Source organism: Streptomyces sp. NPDC051662, assembly GCF_040681655.1.
Taxonomy (GTDB): domain Bacteria; phylum Actinomycetota; class Actinomycetes; order Streptomycetales; family Streptomycetaceae; genus Streptomyces.
In genome coordinates, this window is the sequence record NZ_JBFAZD010000002.1 from 577,534 (window position 1) to 592,147 (window position 14,614).

The 14,614-nt window shown below is 71.0% G+C and carries 11 protein-coding genes; 7 read left to right on the plus strand and 4 right to left on the minus strand.

Translation table 11 applies throughout. The annotated features are described in order from the left end of the window. Positions 1-13: 13 nt before the first annotated feature. Complete coding sequence (locus tag AB0M67_RS05325; RefSeq protein WP_365742887.1) at positions 14-3,541, minus strand: BTAD domain-containing putative transcriptional regulator; 3,528 nt, start codon at positions 3,539-3,541, stop codon at positions 14-16. Positions 3,542-3,860: 319 nt separating this feature from the next. On the opposite strand from AB0M67_RS05325, the gene AB0M67_RS05330 reads away from it, so the two are divergent. After that, the gene (locus tag AB0M67_RS05330; protein ID WP_365742787.1) at positions 3,861-4,670 is read left to right on the plus strand and encodes a site-2 protease family protein; all 810 of its coding nucleotides are present in this window, start codon (positions 3,861-3,863) and stop codon (positions 4,668-4,670) included. Positions 4,671-4,796: 126 nt separating this feature from the next. Here AB0M67_RS05330 and AB0M67_RS05335 read toward each other — a convergent pair whose 3' ends face one another. Further along, positions 4,797-5,783 (minus strand): DUF3710 domain-containing protein, encoded by a 987-nt coding sequence (locus AB0M67_RS05335; RefSeq protein WP_365742788.1) that lies wholly within the window; start codon positions 5,781-5,783, stop codon positions 4,797-4,799. Between the two features lie 130 nt (positions 5,784-5,913). Here AB0M67_RS05335 and AB0M67_RS05340 point away from each other — a divergent pair, with 130 nt between their 5' ends. Then, on the plus strand, positions 5,914-6,108 hold the full coding sequence (locus tag AB0M67_RS05340; RefSeq protein WP_365742790.1) for a hypothetical protein: 195 nt from the start codon (positions 5,914-5,916) through the stop codon (positions 6,106-6,108). A 56-nt stretch (positions 6,109-6,164) separates the two neighbouring features. On the opposite strand, the gene npdG is transcribed toward AB0M67_RS05340, so the two are convergent. Then, positions 6,165-6,875 (minus strand): NADPH-dependent F420 reductase, encoded by a 711-nt coding sequence (gene npdG / locus AB0M67_RS05345; RefSeq protein WP_365742792.1) that lies wholly within the window; start codon positions 6,873-6,875, stop codon positions 6,165-6,167. 94 nt (positions 6,876-6,969) lie between these two features. Here npdG and AB0M67_RS05350 point away from each other — a divergent pair, with 94 nt between their 5' ends. Next, complete coding sequence (locus AB0M67_RS05350; protein WP_365742794.1) at positions 6,970-7,581, plus strand: hypothetical protein; 612 nt, start codon at positions 6,970-6,972, stop codon at positions 7,579-7,581. A 123-nt stretch (positions 7,582-7,704) separates the two neighbouring features. Beyond that, positions 7,705-8,991 (plus strand): MFS transporter, encoded by a 1,287-nt coding sequence (locus AB0M67_RS05355; RefSeq protein ID WP_365742796.1) that lies wholly within the window; start codon positions 7,705-7,707, stop codon positions 8,989-8,991. A 43-nt stretch (positions 8,992-9,034) separates the two neighbouring features. On the opposite strand, the gene AB0M67_RS05360 is transcribed toward AB0M67_RS05355, so the two are convergent. Beyond that, entirely contained in the window at positions 9,035-9,310 is a 276-nt protein-coding gene (locus AB0M67_RS05360; protein ID WP_365742889.1) for a hypothetical protein, read from the minus strand. A gap of 58 nt (positions 9,311-9,368) precedes the next feature. Here AB0M67_RS05360 and map point away from each other — a divergent pair, with 58 nt between their 5' ends. The 3 genes from map to AB0M67_RS05375 all read left to right on the plus strand — a co-directional run bounded on the left by map (position 9,369) and on the right by AB0M67_RS05375 (position 14,589). Beyond that, positions 9,369-10,226 (plus strand): type I methionyl aminopeptidase, encoded by an 858-nt coding sequence (map, locus tag AB0M67_RS05365; protein WP_365742798.1) that lies wholly within the window; start codon positions 9,369-9,371, stop codon positions 10,224-10,226. A gap of 161 nt (positions 10,227-10,387) precedes the next feature. Further along, complete coding sequence (locus AB0M67_RS05370; protein WP_365742800.1) at positions 10,388-11,053, plus strand: biliverdin-producing heme oxygenase; 666 nt, start codon at positions 10,388-10,390, stop codon at positions 11,051-11,053. A gap of 209 nt (positions 11,054-11,262) precedes the next feature. Then, the gene (locus AB0M67_RS05375; protein WP_365742802.1) at positions 11,263-14,589 is read left to right on the plus strand and encodes a S8 family serine peptidase; all 3,327 of its coding nucleotides are present in this window, start codon (positions 11,263-11,265) and stop codon (positions 14,587-14,589) included. The last annotated feature ends 25 nt before the right edge of the window (positions 14,590-14,614 follow it).

The following is a 14,614-nucleotide window of genomic DNA, read 5'->3' on the forward strand; positions in this document are numbered from 1 at the left end:
GGGGCCGATGGATTCAGCATCCGGCGAGGGCGGTGGCCTCCTCCAGCGTGAGGCCGCCGCCCTCGGCGTGGGCCCGCTCGAACGCGGCCTCGCCGAGCAGGCCCACCACGACCCCGCGCGCCCTCACCAGGTTGTCCCGCTCCACGAACGTTCTGAAGTGTCCGACGGGCAGCAGCCCCTCGTACGCGCCGATCAGCCGGGCCGCGTCCCGCACCCGCTCCGGTGCGGCGCCGGCCGCCGCCAGGCCGCCCAGTGCCCAGGCCGCCGTCAGGAGATGGAGGGGGGCCATCTCCGGAGCCATCATCATGGACAGCGGCGACAGCGACATGCGCAGGGCCACGCGGGCTTCCGCCAGTCCCTCGGTGTACCGGCCGGCCAGGCAGTCCAGCCAGGCGAAGGTCCCCTTCACCAATCCCTCGAAGACCGCCAGTGTCTCGGAGCGGAACGTGTCGAGCAGTCGCCCCAGTTGCTCCCTGGCCTCGGCCTCGCGTCCCGTTCTGCCCAGCCACAACCCGAGATAGAGCCGGGCCGGCAGCGACTCGTGCCACGCGTCGTGACGCTCGGCCAGCAACTCGCGGAGGATGCGCTCGCCCTCCTCGCCCTCCCCCGTCTCGAACATGGTCGCCGCGAGTCGGGAACGCAGCAGGAAGACCTGGCTCTGCGCGCCGAGCCCCTCGGCATGGGCGATGGCGGCCGTGTAGTCCTCGGCGGCCAGGACGTGCTGACCGGCCTTCTCCCTGGCCTCGCCGCGCGCGGACAGCGCCTCCGCCGCGCCCCAGGCATCCCCCAGCCGCTGGTAGATGTCCAGGCTGCGGTCGGCGTCACGCCTCGCGTCCCCCGCCAGGTCGCTGCGGTTCGCCAGCAGATTGGCCCGTGCGTGCAGCGCCGCGGCCAGCTCCCACTCGTAACCGAATTCCTCACTGGCCCGTACGGTCTCGTCCAGGATCAGCCTCAACTGGCCGGCGTCACCGGTGAGCAGGATCGCGAGGAACCACAGGGTGGCGGGGAAGCGGCAGGTCTGCGGCAGTCCCGGCCGGTAGACGGTGATCACCGCGTCCAGCCAGGCGAGCCGCAGAGGCGTGGTCCAGTCGTCCTCGTCGAGGTTCATGCTGATCATCTCGATCAGCCGCACCTGGCGCCGGGCCTCCTGAAGCATCTCGGGGGCCATGGGCGGCGGCGCCTCGGTGCACCGCTGCGCGATGGGGGGAGCGGGCTCCACCGGCGGGGCGAACGGATCGGGTCCGAGCTCCGCGGTGGCCCCCGCCCAGTGGTGGGCGTCGGCGGAAAGATCGAGCATCTGCCAGAACCAGCAGAGGGAGAGTACGAGACACAGCGCCTCCTGCTCGTCGCGGGCGGCGACGGCACGGCGCAGCGCGGTGCGCAGATTCTCGTACTCCAGCTGGAAGCGGGCGATCGCGGCGTGCTGGCCCGGGCCGCGCAGTACGGGGTCGGTGGTACGGGCCAGCTCCCGGTGGTAGACGAGATGACGGCGCTCGGCGGCGGCCCGGTCACCGGCCTGGTCGAGCCGCTCGGCGGCGTACTCCGCGACGGTTTCCAGCAGCCGGTAGCGCATATCGCCGTCGGGCGCGGGGGCGGCGACGACGAGGGACTTGTCGATGAGCGAGCCGAGGAGCCGGGCGACGTCATGGGGTGCGACGGCTTCAGTGGTGTCCGGTTCGTACGGGCCGCCCACTTCGCCGAGGCCGGCCGGGGTGTCCGAGCCCATCGGGGTGTCCGAGCCGGTCGGGGTGTCCGAGCCGGCCGAGGTGTGCGAGCCCGTCGGGGTGTGCGAGCCGGTCGCCTCATCCGCGCAGACCGCCTCGGCGGCCGTCAGTCCACAACCGCCCGCGAAGACCGACAGCCGCCGCAGTACGGCGCGTTCGGACGCGTCCAGCAGGTCCCAGGACCAGTCGACGACGGCGCGCAGCGTCTGCTGGCGCGGCAGAACGGTCCGGCTCCCACTGGTCAGCAGCCGGAAACGGTCATCGAGACGATCCGCGATCTGACGTGGCGTCAGCATGCGCAACCGCGCCGCCGCCAGCTCGATCGCCAGCGGCAGACCGTCCAGACGACGACAGATCTCCGCCACCGCCGCCGGATCCCCCGCCGGATCGAACCCCGGCCGCACCGTACGAGCACGCTCCGCGAACAACCGATGCGCCGGATCCGGAGGCAACGGCTCCACCGGCCGCACCGACTCACCCGGCACCCCCAACGGCTCCCGGCTGGTCGCCAGGACGGTCAGCTCCGGGCAGCGGGCGAGCAGCTCCTCGGCGAGGGCGGCGGCAGCGCCGATCACATGCTCGCAGTTGTCGAGAAGCAGCAGCATGCGCCGGCGCGCGCAGTGCTCGGCCAGCCGGACGATCGGCTCAGCGGCGTGCCGATCGGCGGCGCGCAACTCCTCGGCCCCGACGCCGCGCAGCACGGTCTCCCGCGCTCCGAGTGCGGTCAGTACGGCCTCGGGCACGGTCTCCGGATCGTTCACGGGTGCCAGTTCGGCGAGCCATACGCCATCGGGCCACCCCTCGGCCATCCGCTCCGCGGCCTCCTGCGAGAGCCGGGTCTTCCCCGCTCCGCCGGGCCCGAGCAGGGTGACGAGCCTGGCGCGGCCCAGATCGTCGCGGATGGCTTCGATATCGCCTTCGCGGCCGACGAAGCTGGTCAGCCGCGCGCGGAGATTGCCGGGGGGCGTGGCGGCCGTGTCGGCTGCGGGGGGCGTGGCGGTGGTGGCGGTCGTACGGTCGGAGTGTCCACCGCCCCCGGCCCGCCCGTGCGCACCGTGGAACCCGCCGGTGTCTTCGGCCCGCCCCTTGGGCCCGTCGGCGCCCCGGAGCAACTCCTCGTGCAGAGAACGCAGTTCGGGGCCCGGGTCGGTGCCCAGACGGGCCGCCAGCGCGCGCCGCACCCCGTCGTACGCGGCCAGGGCCTCGGCCGGGCGTGCCGCGTCGCGCAGGGCGCGGATACGCAGTGCCTGAAGCGGCTCGTCGAGCGGGAACTCACCACAGAGCGCGGCCAGTTCGGGCAGCGTCTCCTCGGCCCGGCCGAGGGCGAGCGCGGCCGTGAGCCATGCCCGGCGGGCCTCCAGCCGACGGGTCTCCCAGCGGGCCGCCTCGTTCGTACGGTCGGGGAGGTCGGCCAGCGCGGGACCGCGCCAGAGCGCCAGCGCCTCGTCGAGCAGGCCCGCCGCCTTGGCCGCGTCCCCGTCCGCCAGGGCCCGCGCGCCCTCCCCCGCGAGCCGGCCGAAGCGGTGGAGATCCACCTCCTCCTCATCGGCGCACAGCAGGTAGCCGCCCTCCACGGAGGAGACGGCCGTGGGGCCGAGCGCCCGTCTCAGCCGCCCGACCAGCGCCTGGAGCGCCCCCACCGCGTCGGCGGGCGGGTCGCCGTCCCAGACCTCGGCGACAAGCAGGGCGACCGGAACCGCACGGCCGGGCCGCAGGGCGAGCACCGTCAGCAGCGCACGCAGCCGCGCACCGCCAAGGGCGACGGAGGTGCCGTCGTCATGCAGTGCCCGTGTGGTGCCGAGGAGCCGGTAGCGCATCAGCCCATTGTCCGTGACCGCCGCCGGGAAGGCCGCCCCGACCTGTCCGGTCGCGAGTCCGACCAGCGCGCCGGTCGCCTCGCCGTCGTACATGATCTTCCACCGTGCCACGGCACCGGCCTCTCCCTCCCCCTCCCCGGAACCGGGATCCGTTGGCGAGACGTTATCGGCGTGCCGGACGTTCGCGTTCTGACGGCTGTACGGTCGGTCGACGCCGACCCCGTAGTCCCGGCGCCGCTCACGCCAGGGCGGCCCGACCGCCCTACCGCCCCACGCCGCACGTCCCACGCCCCGCCCCACGCCCCGAGGAGACCCACCCATGACCACCGCCTCCTCCCGCCGGAGCGACCGGCGGATCTCCCCCGTCTTCCTGGGCATCGCCGCTGTCACGGCGGTCTCGGGCTGGGCCGTGTGGACCGACTTCGCGGCGAACATCCGGATCGCCGTATTCCTGTTCGTCACCGGCGCCTGGATCGTCTCGCTCTGTCTGCACGAGTACGCGCACGCCCGTACCGCGCTCCACAGCGGGGACATCTCGGTCGGGGCGAAGGGCTATCTGACGCTCAACCCGCTCAAGTACACGCACGCGCTGCTGTCCATCGTGCTGCCGGTGATCTTTGTGATCCTGGGCGGTATCGGTCTGCCGGGCGGCGCGGTCTTCATCGAGCGCGGGCGCATCCAGGGCCGCTGGCGGCACAGCCTGATCTCCGCGGCAGGCCCGCTGACGAACGTACTGTTCGCCGTCGTCTGCACCGCGCCCTTCTGGCTGGACGCCCTGTCCGGTGTCCCGACGGGCTTCCGCTACGCCCTCGGCTTCCTCGCCCTGCTCCAGATCACCGCGGCGATCCTGAACTTCCTGCCGGTCCCGGGCCTGGACGGCTACGGGGTGGTCGAGCCCTGGCTGTCCTACAAGGTCCGCCGCCAGGTGGAGCCGTTCGCTCAGTACGGACTGCTCGCGGTCTTCGTTCTGCTCTTCTTCATCCCCCAGGTGAACGCGGCCTTCTTCGACTTGATCCACACGATCCTGCGCGGGATGGGGGTCTCGGAGCTGGACAGCTACTGCGGACGCGATCTCTTCAGCTTCTGGACGACGCGGAACGAATACGTCTGCGGCCCGGCCGGCCAGTAGCGGTACCGGCGGCGACGGCGAGCCGGACAGGACCTGACCGACCCTGTCGATCCAGTGGTCGCCCCACCTGGCGACGAGGTCCCGACGGGATACCGCGTTGATTCCTCCCGGGGCGGCGCTACCCGTTCAGATCCCAGAATGGGGCCGGCGCAAACCGATCACCGAGTCATCCGGAGATGTGGAGTGGAATGGTGAGACAACGGTTTCCATGAACATCTCATAGGCCCAGTGATCTCTGCTGTCGGGTTCGGCGCCATCTCCGGTGACGAATCCACGAAGGATCCACCCCGGGCCGTCGGCGCCCAGTACCCGCACACCCTGCACGGAACGATTGCCATCGGGTTCAATGACAGGAACGGATACCCTGAGCTCGACGCCGGCCATACCCGCCCATTCCACGACCGCGGTCCCCTGCGCCTTCATCTTCTTCATCATGTTCCCGCGGATCACATCCCAGGAACGTCCTTGGGTGGCTCGATAGGCTTGCAGCTGAATCGCCGTCGGACCCTTTATCACCGTGACCGCGAGAATCTCGTCACCATCCCGCATCGGCTCGATCCGCAGCCCGGGTTCCGAAGGGATCCGCATTCCCCCCAGGTCGATACGTTCTCCACCCGGAACGTTCTCGCCACTGTCCCACGGTCCCACGTGAATTCCGCGTCGAGCGGGATGCCACGGATCTCCGGTACGGAGAACCTCCCGACAGTTGTTCTCCGCGTATTCGAGTATCGCGTCGAGTTCTTCCTCGGTCATCGATTCCTGTTGAACCACGACGGCCATCAAACCGACCAGGTTCTCCAAGGTGATCAATCCCCGCGACTGCGCCTCGTGGACTGCCGCGATATCACCCAGCATGGCTTCGATCATGTGGGTAATCTGACGCTGTTCGAGGCGCGGCGCCAACTCCGCGGCCTCAGCCGCTTGGTCGTCGGGAGAGCGCCCGCTGTCCCACCTGAGCCAGAGAACGGACTTGAGCGCCGCGAGGATGACCCAGGCCGGTGTTACGCGATCCCAGGTCCCGAACTCGGCGGAGACGACACGGTCGGGAGCGATCGAACCGTTCCGGTTGAACTCCCCGATGATTCCCTTGGCTTCATTTCGCACGTCGCGCATACCAGATCCTCTTGAGATTCCGCACCGGGCGGCCGTGGGACGTTCCCGGGCATGGGGGACACTGGAGCGCGTACGACGACAACCCACGACGCCCAAGGCGCCCACGACGCCTCGACAGGAGCCGACCCCCATGCCCCGCCTCGCTCTGTACGCCCTCGCCGTCTGTGTCCTCACGGTCGCCGCGGCCGTGTTCTCCTTCATCCAGGGCAACTGGCTCGGCATCGTGTGGGTGCTGCTGGCCGGGCTGTCGTCCAACATGGCCTGGTACTACGTACGCAAGGCGAAGGCCGAGCGCGCGGCCCGTACGGCGACGGCCACGGGCTGACGGCGCGGGCCGGGGCCCGTGCCGTCGTTACCCGTGCCTCCCCTGTACGTACCTGGCTAGACGTCCGTCACACGCAGGCCCGCGTGTGCCTTGTACCGGCGGTTCACCGAGATCAGGTTGGCCACCAGTGACTCCACCTGGTGGGCATTGCGCAGCCGGCCCGCGAAGACCCCGCGCATGCCAGGGATACGGGCCGCCAGCGCCTGGACGAGGTCGGTGTCCGCGCGTACCTCGCCCAGCACCATCACATCCGTGTCGATCCGCTCGACCGCCGGGTCCTGGAGCAGCACCGCGGAGAGATGGTGGAAGGCGGCGGTCACCCGCGAATCCGGCAGCAGGGCGGCGGCCTGCTGGGCGGCGCTGCCCTCCGTCGGCTTCAGGGCGTACGCGCCCTGCTTGTCGAAGCCCAGTGGATTGACACAGTCGACGACGAGCTTGCCCGCCAGTTCCTCCTTGAGGGCTGCCAAGGTCTTGGCATGGCCCTCCCACGGCACGGCGATGATGACCACATCGCTGCGGCGCGCGCACTCGGCGTTGGCCAGGCCCTCGACGCCGTTGCCCAGTTCGGCCGCCGCCGTCTCGGCCCGCTCGGCGACCCGGGAGCCGATGATCACTTTCTGTCCGGCCCGCGCCAGCCGGTAGGCGAGCCCGCGCCCCTGGTCGCCGGTGCCGCCGAGTACCCCGATGACGAGACCGGAGACATCCGGGAGGTCCCAGGGGTCCTTGGCGGGAGGCTTGGGAGTGCTGCCACTGTCCGTTGAAGTCATGGTCACGACCCTACGCGCCGGTACAAGGGCACGTTCGGGTGAGCCTCCTCCGACCGCCCGCGCCGCGCGGCCGACTGCGGCAGGATGCGGGCCCATGGATGCCGTACGCGTCGCACTGCTGCGTGAAGTACTCGCCGGAACGGAATGGCCGTCCACGACCCGCCGGTTCGCGGGGGCGCTGCGTGCCTCCGTCGTGTCGCACGGCGGCGGGCTGCTGCTCGTCGGGACGGAGGAGTACGAGCCGTGGCATCTCACCGCGCATCTCGTGGACGAGGCGGCGTGGTCGGGGCAGCCGGAGCTGACGCCCACGCTGGTACGGCACCGGGTGCGCTCGGGGGACCCGGCGCATCTGGCCGTCGGTCTGGGCCGTCTTGAGGCGGCCGGCCGGGGCGAGACGCTGCTCGTGGTGGCGCCCGAGCGGCCCGGCACCGGCCTGCTGGAGCGGGTTCACGGCGCGCGCCGGGCCGGGGCGACGGTGCTGTCGCTCGACGGCGGTGACGCGGAGGTGCGCGGGCTGGCGCACGAGGCCCTGTCGGTGGACGCGATGGAGGCGGCGCACGGCGTGGATCTGGACACCGTGCAGCATCTGGTGAGCGCGGCGGCCGGGGAGAACAGCCTGCCGGGGCGGCGTGGGCGGCGGCGGTTCCGGGACCGGCTGTCGCGGCTGGCCGACCAGCTGACGGCGCCGCCGCCCGCCCGCTGGTAAGCCCCGAGCCGGCACGTGCCGGCGCGCCCTTGTGCCGACACACCCTTGTGCTGACACGCGCTTGTGCCGACACACCCTTATTCGGTTGCCCGATCCACTCGTCCACACCGAACATGGCCTCTCGTGACCAGAAAGCTCGGCGCGATACTGCCGGATCTCTCCCCGCTCCGTTCCTCCCGGGAATTCCGGCTGCTCTGGGTGCAGGGGCTGGTGACGAACTTCGGCAGCTTCATGGCGATGATCGCGCTGCCGCTCCAGATCAAGGACCTCACCGAATCGCCGCTCGCGGTCGGCGCGATGGGCGCGGTGGAGCTGGTGCCCCTGGTGATCTTCGGGCTGTACGGCGGCGCGCTCGCCGACGCCGTCGACCGGCGCAAGGTCATCCTGCTCACGGAGGCGGGGCTCGGCCTGCTCGCCGTCATCCTGCTGGTGAACGCGCTGCTTCCCGAGCCGCTGCTGTGGCCGCTGTACGTGGTGGCGGCCGGGGTGTCAGCGCTGGCCGGGCTGCAACGACCCGCGCTGGACTCGCTGATGGCGCGGATCGTCCCGCACGCCCAGCTCACCGCAGCCGCCGCGCTCAACGCGCTGCGCTGGCAGCTCGGCGCGATCGCGGGGCCCTCACTGGCCGGTCTGGTCGTCGCGTACGCCGGTCACGGCACGGCGTACGGGGTGACGATCCTGGGCTTCGCCGTCTCCGTACTGCTCTGTCTGCGGCTCTCTCCCGCGCCCGCCGCGCATGACGCGGAGGCGCCGTCCCTGCGGGGCATCGTGGAGGGGGCCCGTTACGCGTGGAGCAGACCGGTGCTGCTGGGGACGTACGCGATCGATCTGGCCGCCATGTTCTTCGCCTTCCCGAACACGATCTTCCCGTTCCTCGCGGACGATCTCAACGCCGAGTGGTCGCTCGGTCTGATGTACGCGGCGGGGTCGGTCGGCTCGGTCGTACTCAGCCTGACCAGCGGCTGGACCTCACGGGTCCGCAGACACGGCCTCTTCGTGGTGTTCGGCGCGGCGGGCTGGGGGCTGGCGATCACGGCCGCGGGGTGGTTCTCGAACATCTGGGTGGTGCTGGTCTGTCTGGGGTTCGCGGGCGCGGGCGACATGCTCAGCGGTCTGGGCCGCTCGACCATCTGGAACCAGACGATCCCGGAGGAGCTGCGTGGCCGGCTCGCGGGCATCGAGGTGCTCTCGTACAGCGTCGGACCGCAGCTCGGCCAGATCCGCGCGGGCACGATGGCGGGCTGGACGGGCACCCGCCCCGCGATCTGGAGCGGTGGGCTGGCCTGTCTGGCCTCGGTGGGGCTGCTCGCGGCGGTGCTGCCGAGGCTGGTGACCTACGACTCGGAGACGGACGAGGACGCCCTGCGCCGCCGCGCCCAGAAGGAAGCGGCGACGGCGGCGACGGCCTGACCCCGCCGGATACGGCCCAGGCCCGGTGGCCGGACCGCACCCCTCAGCCGGACGGGTTCGTGTCCTTCCCGCCCTCGGACTCGCCCTCGGGCGCGTCCTCGGACGCGTCCTCGGACGCGTCGTGCCAGCGCGGATCCGTCTCCCAGTCCAGATTGCGCTCCTGAGCCGTCTGCATCGCGTGCTCCGCCTCCTGGCGGCTCGCGTACGGCCCGAAGCGGTCCTTGGCGGGGCACTCGGGCCCCTCCTCGACCTTCCGGTGCTTCAGGCAGTAGTACCACTCGCCGGGCTTGCCGACCGTGCGCTTCTTGAACAGGGCCATCATCGGCTCCTTCCTCTGACGCCATGCTGCCCCACCGGCGCTCGTTAGACTCGCCGGCATGTCTGGCCAGTCACTCCTCGTACCAGGGGAGCTCTCTCCCGTCCGCTCCGTCCCCGGCAGAATCCGGCGCCCCGAATACGTCGGGAAACCCGCTCCCACCCCGTACACCGGGCCGGAAGTGCAAACCGCGGAAACCATCGAGCTGATGCGGATCGCGGGCCGCGTCGCCGCGCAGGCGATGGAGGAGGCCGCGAAGCACATCGCGCCCGGCGTCACCACGGACGAGCTGGACCGGGTCGCGCACGAGTTCATGTGCGACCACGGCGCCTATCCGTCGACGCTCGGCTACCGCGGCTTCCCCAAGTCCCTCTGCACCTCGGTCAACGAGGTCATCTGCCACGGAATCCCGGACTCCACGGTGCTCCGCGACGGCGACATCGTGAACCTTGACGTGACCGCGTACCTCAACGGGGTGCACGGGGACAACAACGCCACCTACTTCTGCGGGAATGTCGACGAGGAGTCGAAGCTCCTGGTGGAGCGGACCCGCGAGGCGCTGAGCCGCGCCATCAAGGCCGTACGGCCAGGCCGCCAGATCAATGTGATCGGGCGGGTCATCGAGTCGTACGCCAAGCGGTTCGGCTACGGGGTCGTCAGGGACTTCACCGGCCACGGGATCAATTCGTCGTTCCACTCCGGGCTGATCATCCCGCACTACGACAGCCCGCACGCCACCACCGTCATCCAGCGGGGCATGACCTTCACCATCGAGCCGATGCTCACGCTCGGTACGTACGAGCACGACATGTGGGACGACGGCTGGACCGTCGTGACCAAGGACCGCAAGCGGACCGCGCAGTTCGAGCACACGCTGGTGGTGACGGAGACGGGGGCCGAGATTCTCACGCTTCCCTGAGGTTGCCGGCCCCGGAGGGCGGGGTAGCGTTTTTACCGACAGGACGTCGGGAACCAGTTGACTTAGGTAAGCCTAAGTAAGAGTATCGGTCCTGGCGGCCGTCCGTGCCGCCGACGCCGGCACCCGCCTGCTCCCGTCCCCCTCGGTCCCGGAGGCCCGCCTTGGACGCAACCGCCACCGCCACCCCGTTCTCCACGCTCATCCGCGTCGCCTCGCACGCACAGCACACCGAGGCGGAGACCTCGACCTTCATGAGCGATCTGCTGGGTGGCCGGCTCGGGGTGGACGCGTATACGCGCTACACCGAGCAGCTGTGGTTCGTGTACCGCGCGCTGGAGGGCGCCTCGGAGTCGCTGCGACAGAACCCGGTCGCCGGGCCCTTCATCCAGCGCGAGCTGGAGCGCACACCCGAGCTGGAGCGCGATCTGGCGCATCTGCGCGGGGCGGAGTGGCGTACGGGCCTGGAGCCGCTGCCCGCGACCGCCGCGTACGCCGCGCGGGTCGAGGAGTGCGCGCGCGACTGGCCGGGCGGCTTCGTGGCACACCACTACACCCGCTATCTCGGAGATCTCTCCGGCGGCCAGATCATCCGTGACAAGGCGGAGAAGACCTGGGGCTTCGCCCGCAAGGGCGACGGCGTCCGCTTCTATGTCTTCGAGGGGATCGCCAACCCGGCCGCGTTCAAGCGGGGTTACCGCGAGCTGCTCGACCGGGTGGCGGCGGACGATCTGGAGAAGCAGCGGATCATCGACGAGTGCAAGCGCGCGTTCGACTTCAATGGAGCGGTGTTCCGCGAGCTGGGCGCGCAGTTCCCGCTGAGCGCGTAGGCCCTGTCCGGCCGGACAGGACCTAGGTCCGGCTCGTCGGGGAACTCGGTCCGGAGGTGGCCGTCGTCGGCACGGATTCCCTCCGGCACACCCGCGATTCCTTGACATGGTCGCGACACCACACACAGGCTTGTCAACCGAAAGTTGAGTGATTGTCTGCTGATACCCCACACCTACAGACAGGGCCGACAGTGCCGATACTGCCGATAGTGCCGAGAAGAAGACGTATCAGACCTGCCGCCGTCGCCGTGGCCACGGCCCTGACACTGGCGGCGGGGATGACAGGGGGACTCGCCAACGCACCATCGGCCACCGCGGACACCGGGAGCACCGGGAGCACCGGGCGCGCGTCCGGGCCGGATGCCGCGACCGCCGCCGTGCACACGGTCACCCTGATCACCGGTGACCAGGTGCTGCTGGACAAGGACGGCGGCGTCATCGGCGTGGCACCCGCCAAGGGCCGGGCTTCCGTACCCGTACAGATCAGCCGGACCGACGGGCACACCTATGTGATCCCCTCGGACGTCGAACCACTGATCGCGGAGGGGCGCCTCGACCTGTCGCTCTTCGACACGGCCGAGTTGAACCGTCCCGAGTACGACGAACTGGCGGACGGCGGAACACCGGTGCTCGTCGAGTACGCCGCGAAGAACCCGGCCGCGCGGACGCGACTGCACGAGACGACCAGCACGCCCGTCACAGATCTCTCGGCGGTGGACGGCGAGGCGCTGGTCCTGCGCCCGAAGGAGGCGGCCGGAGCGTGGTCCTCGCTCTCCCGCACCTCGGCCGGGGTGAGTGAACTGGCCCCGGGCGTCGCCTCCATCCGGCTCGACGGCGTGGCGACGGCGGCCCTGGACGTGAGTGTCCCGCAGATCGGCGCACCGGACGTGTGGAAGTCGGGCTACGACGGGACGGGTGTGCGGATCGCCGTACTCGACACCGGCATCGACGCCGGTCACGCCGATGTGGCCGACAAGGTCGTCGCCCAGCGCAACTTCACGGCCGAGGCGGACGTCCAGGACCACAACGGGCACGGCACGCATGTGGCGTCGACCGCGGCCGGTACCGGCGCCGCGTCCGGCGGCAGCTACCGGGGCGTGGCTCCGGGCGCCGACCTGGTCATCGGCAAAGTGCTCAACACCGCCGGTTCCGGCCTCAACTCCGACATCATCGCCGGGATGCAATGGGCGGTCGAACAGGGCGCCGACATCGTGAACATGTCCCTCGGCGCCCCGGACAAGCTGGGCACCGACCCGCTCGAAGAAGCCGTCGACGCGCTGTCCGGCCAGGCGCTGTTCGTCATCGCCGCGGGCAACTCCGGCCCGGGGGACACCACCATCGGAACCCCCGGCGTCGCCGACAGCGCGCTGACCGTGGGGGCCGTCGACAAGAAGGACGCGCTCGCGTCGTTCTCCTCCCGGGGGCCGCGGCTGGAGGACGGGGGCGCCAAGCCCGACGTGACCGCGCCCGGCGTGGACATCACCGCGGCGTCGGCCGCGGGGACCATGCCGAACTCCCCGCATCCCGCCCCCGGTTACGTGACGATCAGCGGCACCTCCATGGCCACCCCGCATGTCGCGGGCGCGGCGGCGCTGCTCGCCCAGCGGCATCCGGACTGGAGCGGCCCGCAGATCAAGTCCGCGCTGGTCGGTTCGGCCGAACCCGGCGGGTACAGCACCTACGAACAGGGCAGCGGGCGGATCGACCTGACCCGGGCGACGGGGCAGAGCGTCGTCGCCGAGCCCGTCTCGCTGAACTTCGGCCGCGTCCTCTGGCCGCACACCGACGACGAGCCGATGACCCGGACGATCACCTACCGCAACGACGGCGACCAGGCGGTGACGCTCGACCTGTCCGCCGTCGGCGCCGACGCGGCGGGAGCCGCCGCCCCCGAGGGGCTGTTCACGCTCAACACCCGGCGGGTGACCGTCCCGGCCGGTGGAACCGCCGCCGTCGATGTCACCGCGGACACCCGGATCGGCGGGGACGCCGCGGGCGCCTACAGCCTCACCGTCATTGCGGCCGGCGGCGGCCAGACCGTCCGCAGCGTCGGTGGGCTCGACCGCGCGGCGGAGTCCCACGACGTCACCTTCCGGGCCACCGCCCGGGACGGCTCCACGCCCGGCTCGTTCGACTGGGCCGCCACGCTGACCGGCGTCGGGAACGACGCCTACGAGCTGGTCAGGGGGGAGAACGGCACGGCGACGGTACGGGTGCCCGCGGGCGACTACACGGTCGTCGGCAAGACCTTCACCAGGGATGACCCCCATGGACTCGGCCTGGACTACCTCGTCGCGCCGAAGTTGACGGTCGACCGCGACATGACCATCGAGATCGACGCCCGGCGGGCGAAGCCGATCGACGTGTCCTCGCCGGACCCGGAGGCCGCCGGATACTCCTCGTTCATGGTCACCACGGTGAAGGCGCACGATACGGAGACCACCACCAGCCTCGGGCTGGGGACGAATCCGGCCGGCACCCGCACCGCGCAGATCGGTGACCCGGCGCCGCCGGGCGAAGTGACCTCGCACTTCCTGTCGCACTGGTACCGCGGCGACAGCGAGTACCACCTCGCCGACACCCTCAAGGACGCCTTCTACACCGGCCATACGCAGCATGTGACCTCGGCCGACCTGGCCGAGCTCACCGTACGGCAGGGGTCACCGGTCACCGGCGCCACCGGGCTGAACTGGACCGCGGCGCTCGACATCGGGGCGGGCGCGGTGGGGTTCTACTCGGACCTGCCGAACACGAGGACGGTGTACCTCCAGGGGGGTTACCGCTGGGGCGAGTTCTCCCAGCAGCTCGCGGCCGACTCCAGGACCGTCCTGGCCGAGTACCGGATTCCCGGCAGGACCTACCACGGCGGCAGGAGCTCTACCGAGACCGTCAACACCGGGGTGTTCGGCCCGGCGCTGAGCAAGGGTCTGGGGCTGGTCAGGGAGGGCGACACACTGACCGGCACGATCCAGCCCTTCGCCGACGGGGCGGGCCACGGCGGCGGGAGCGTGTACGACGCGGAGTCGGCGTCCACCACGCTCTACCGCGACGGCCGCGCGTACGCGACCGTCGACGACGTCCTGGACGCCGCCAGTTTCCAACTGCCCGCCGAGAGAGCGCGGTACCGACTGGTGACCACCGTGGGCCGGGCCTCCTCCGGTGTCTCACCGGTCAGCTCGACCGTCACCTGGCAGGCCGAGTTCAGCTCGTCCCACTCGTCGAAGCGCGTCGCCGTCCCGACAAGCGTGGTCCGCTACGCCCCGGAACTCGCCCTCGACTCGACGGCCGCCGCCAGCGTCAGGCAGTCCGTGCCGGTCACCGTCCAGGGATCGGCCGCCGGCCGCGACCTCGCGTCGCTGACGGTGTCCGTCTCCTACGACGGCGGCAAGTCCTGGCGTCGGCTGGTCGTGCGGAAGGGCGTGGTGACGGTGGACAACCCGGCCGCGGGCGGCACGGTCTCCTTCCGGGCCGACGTCAGGGACCGGGAGGGCAACGCCTTCTCCCAGACGATCACCGACGCCTACCGTACGAAGTAACGCGCCTCGCGCGCACGGTCGGTCG

Coding starts and splice junctions, on each gene's coding strand:
- AB0M67_RS05325 (WP_365742887.1), bottom strand. CDS start 3,541: ATGCGCTACCGGCTCCTCGGCACCACACGGGCACTGCATGACGACGGC.
- AB0M67_RS05330 (WP_365742787.1), top strand. CDS start 3,861: ATGACCACCGCCTCCTCCCGCCGGAGCGACCGGCGGATCTCCCCCGTC.
- AB0M67_RS05335 (WP_365742788.1), bottom strand. CDS start 5,783: ATGCGCGACGTGCGAAATGAAGCCAAGGGAATCATCGGGGAGTTCAAC.
- AB0M67_RS05340 (WP_365742790.1), top strand. CDS start 5,914: ATGCCCCGCCTCGCTCTGTACGCCCTCGCCGTCTGTGTCCTCACGGTC.
- npdG (WP_365742792.1), bottom strand. CDS start 6,875: ATGACTTCAACGGACAGTGGCAGCACTCCCAAGCCTCCCGCCAAGGAC.
- AB0M67_RS05350 (WP_365742794.1), top strand. CDS start 6,970: ATGGATGCCGTACGCGTCGCACTGCTGCGTGAAGTACTCGCCGGAACG.
- AB0M67_RS05360 (WP_365742889.1), bottom strand. CDS start 9,310: ATGGCCCTGTTCAAGAAGCGCACGGTCGGCAAGCCCGGCGAGTGGTAC.
- map (WP_365742798.1), top strand. CDS start 9,369: ATGTCTGGCCAGTCACTCCTCGTACCAGGGGAGCTCTCTCCCGTCCGC.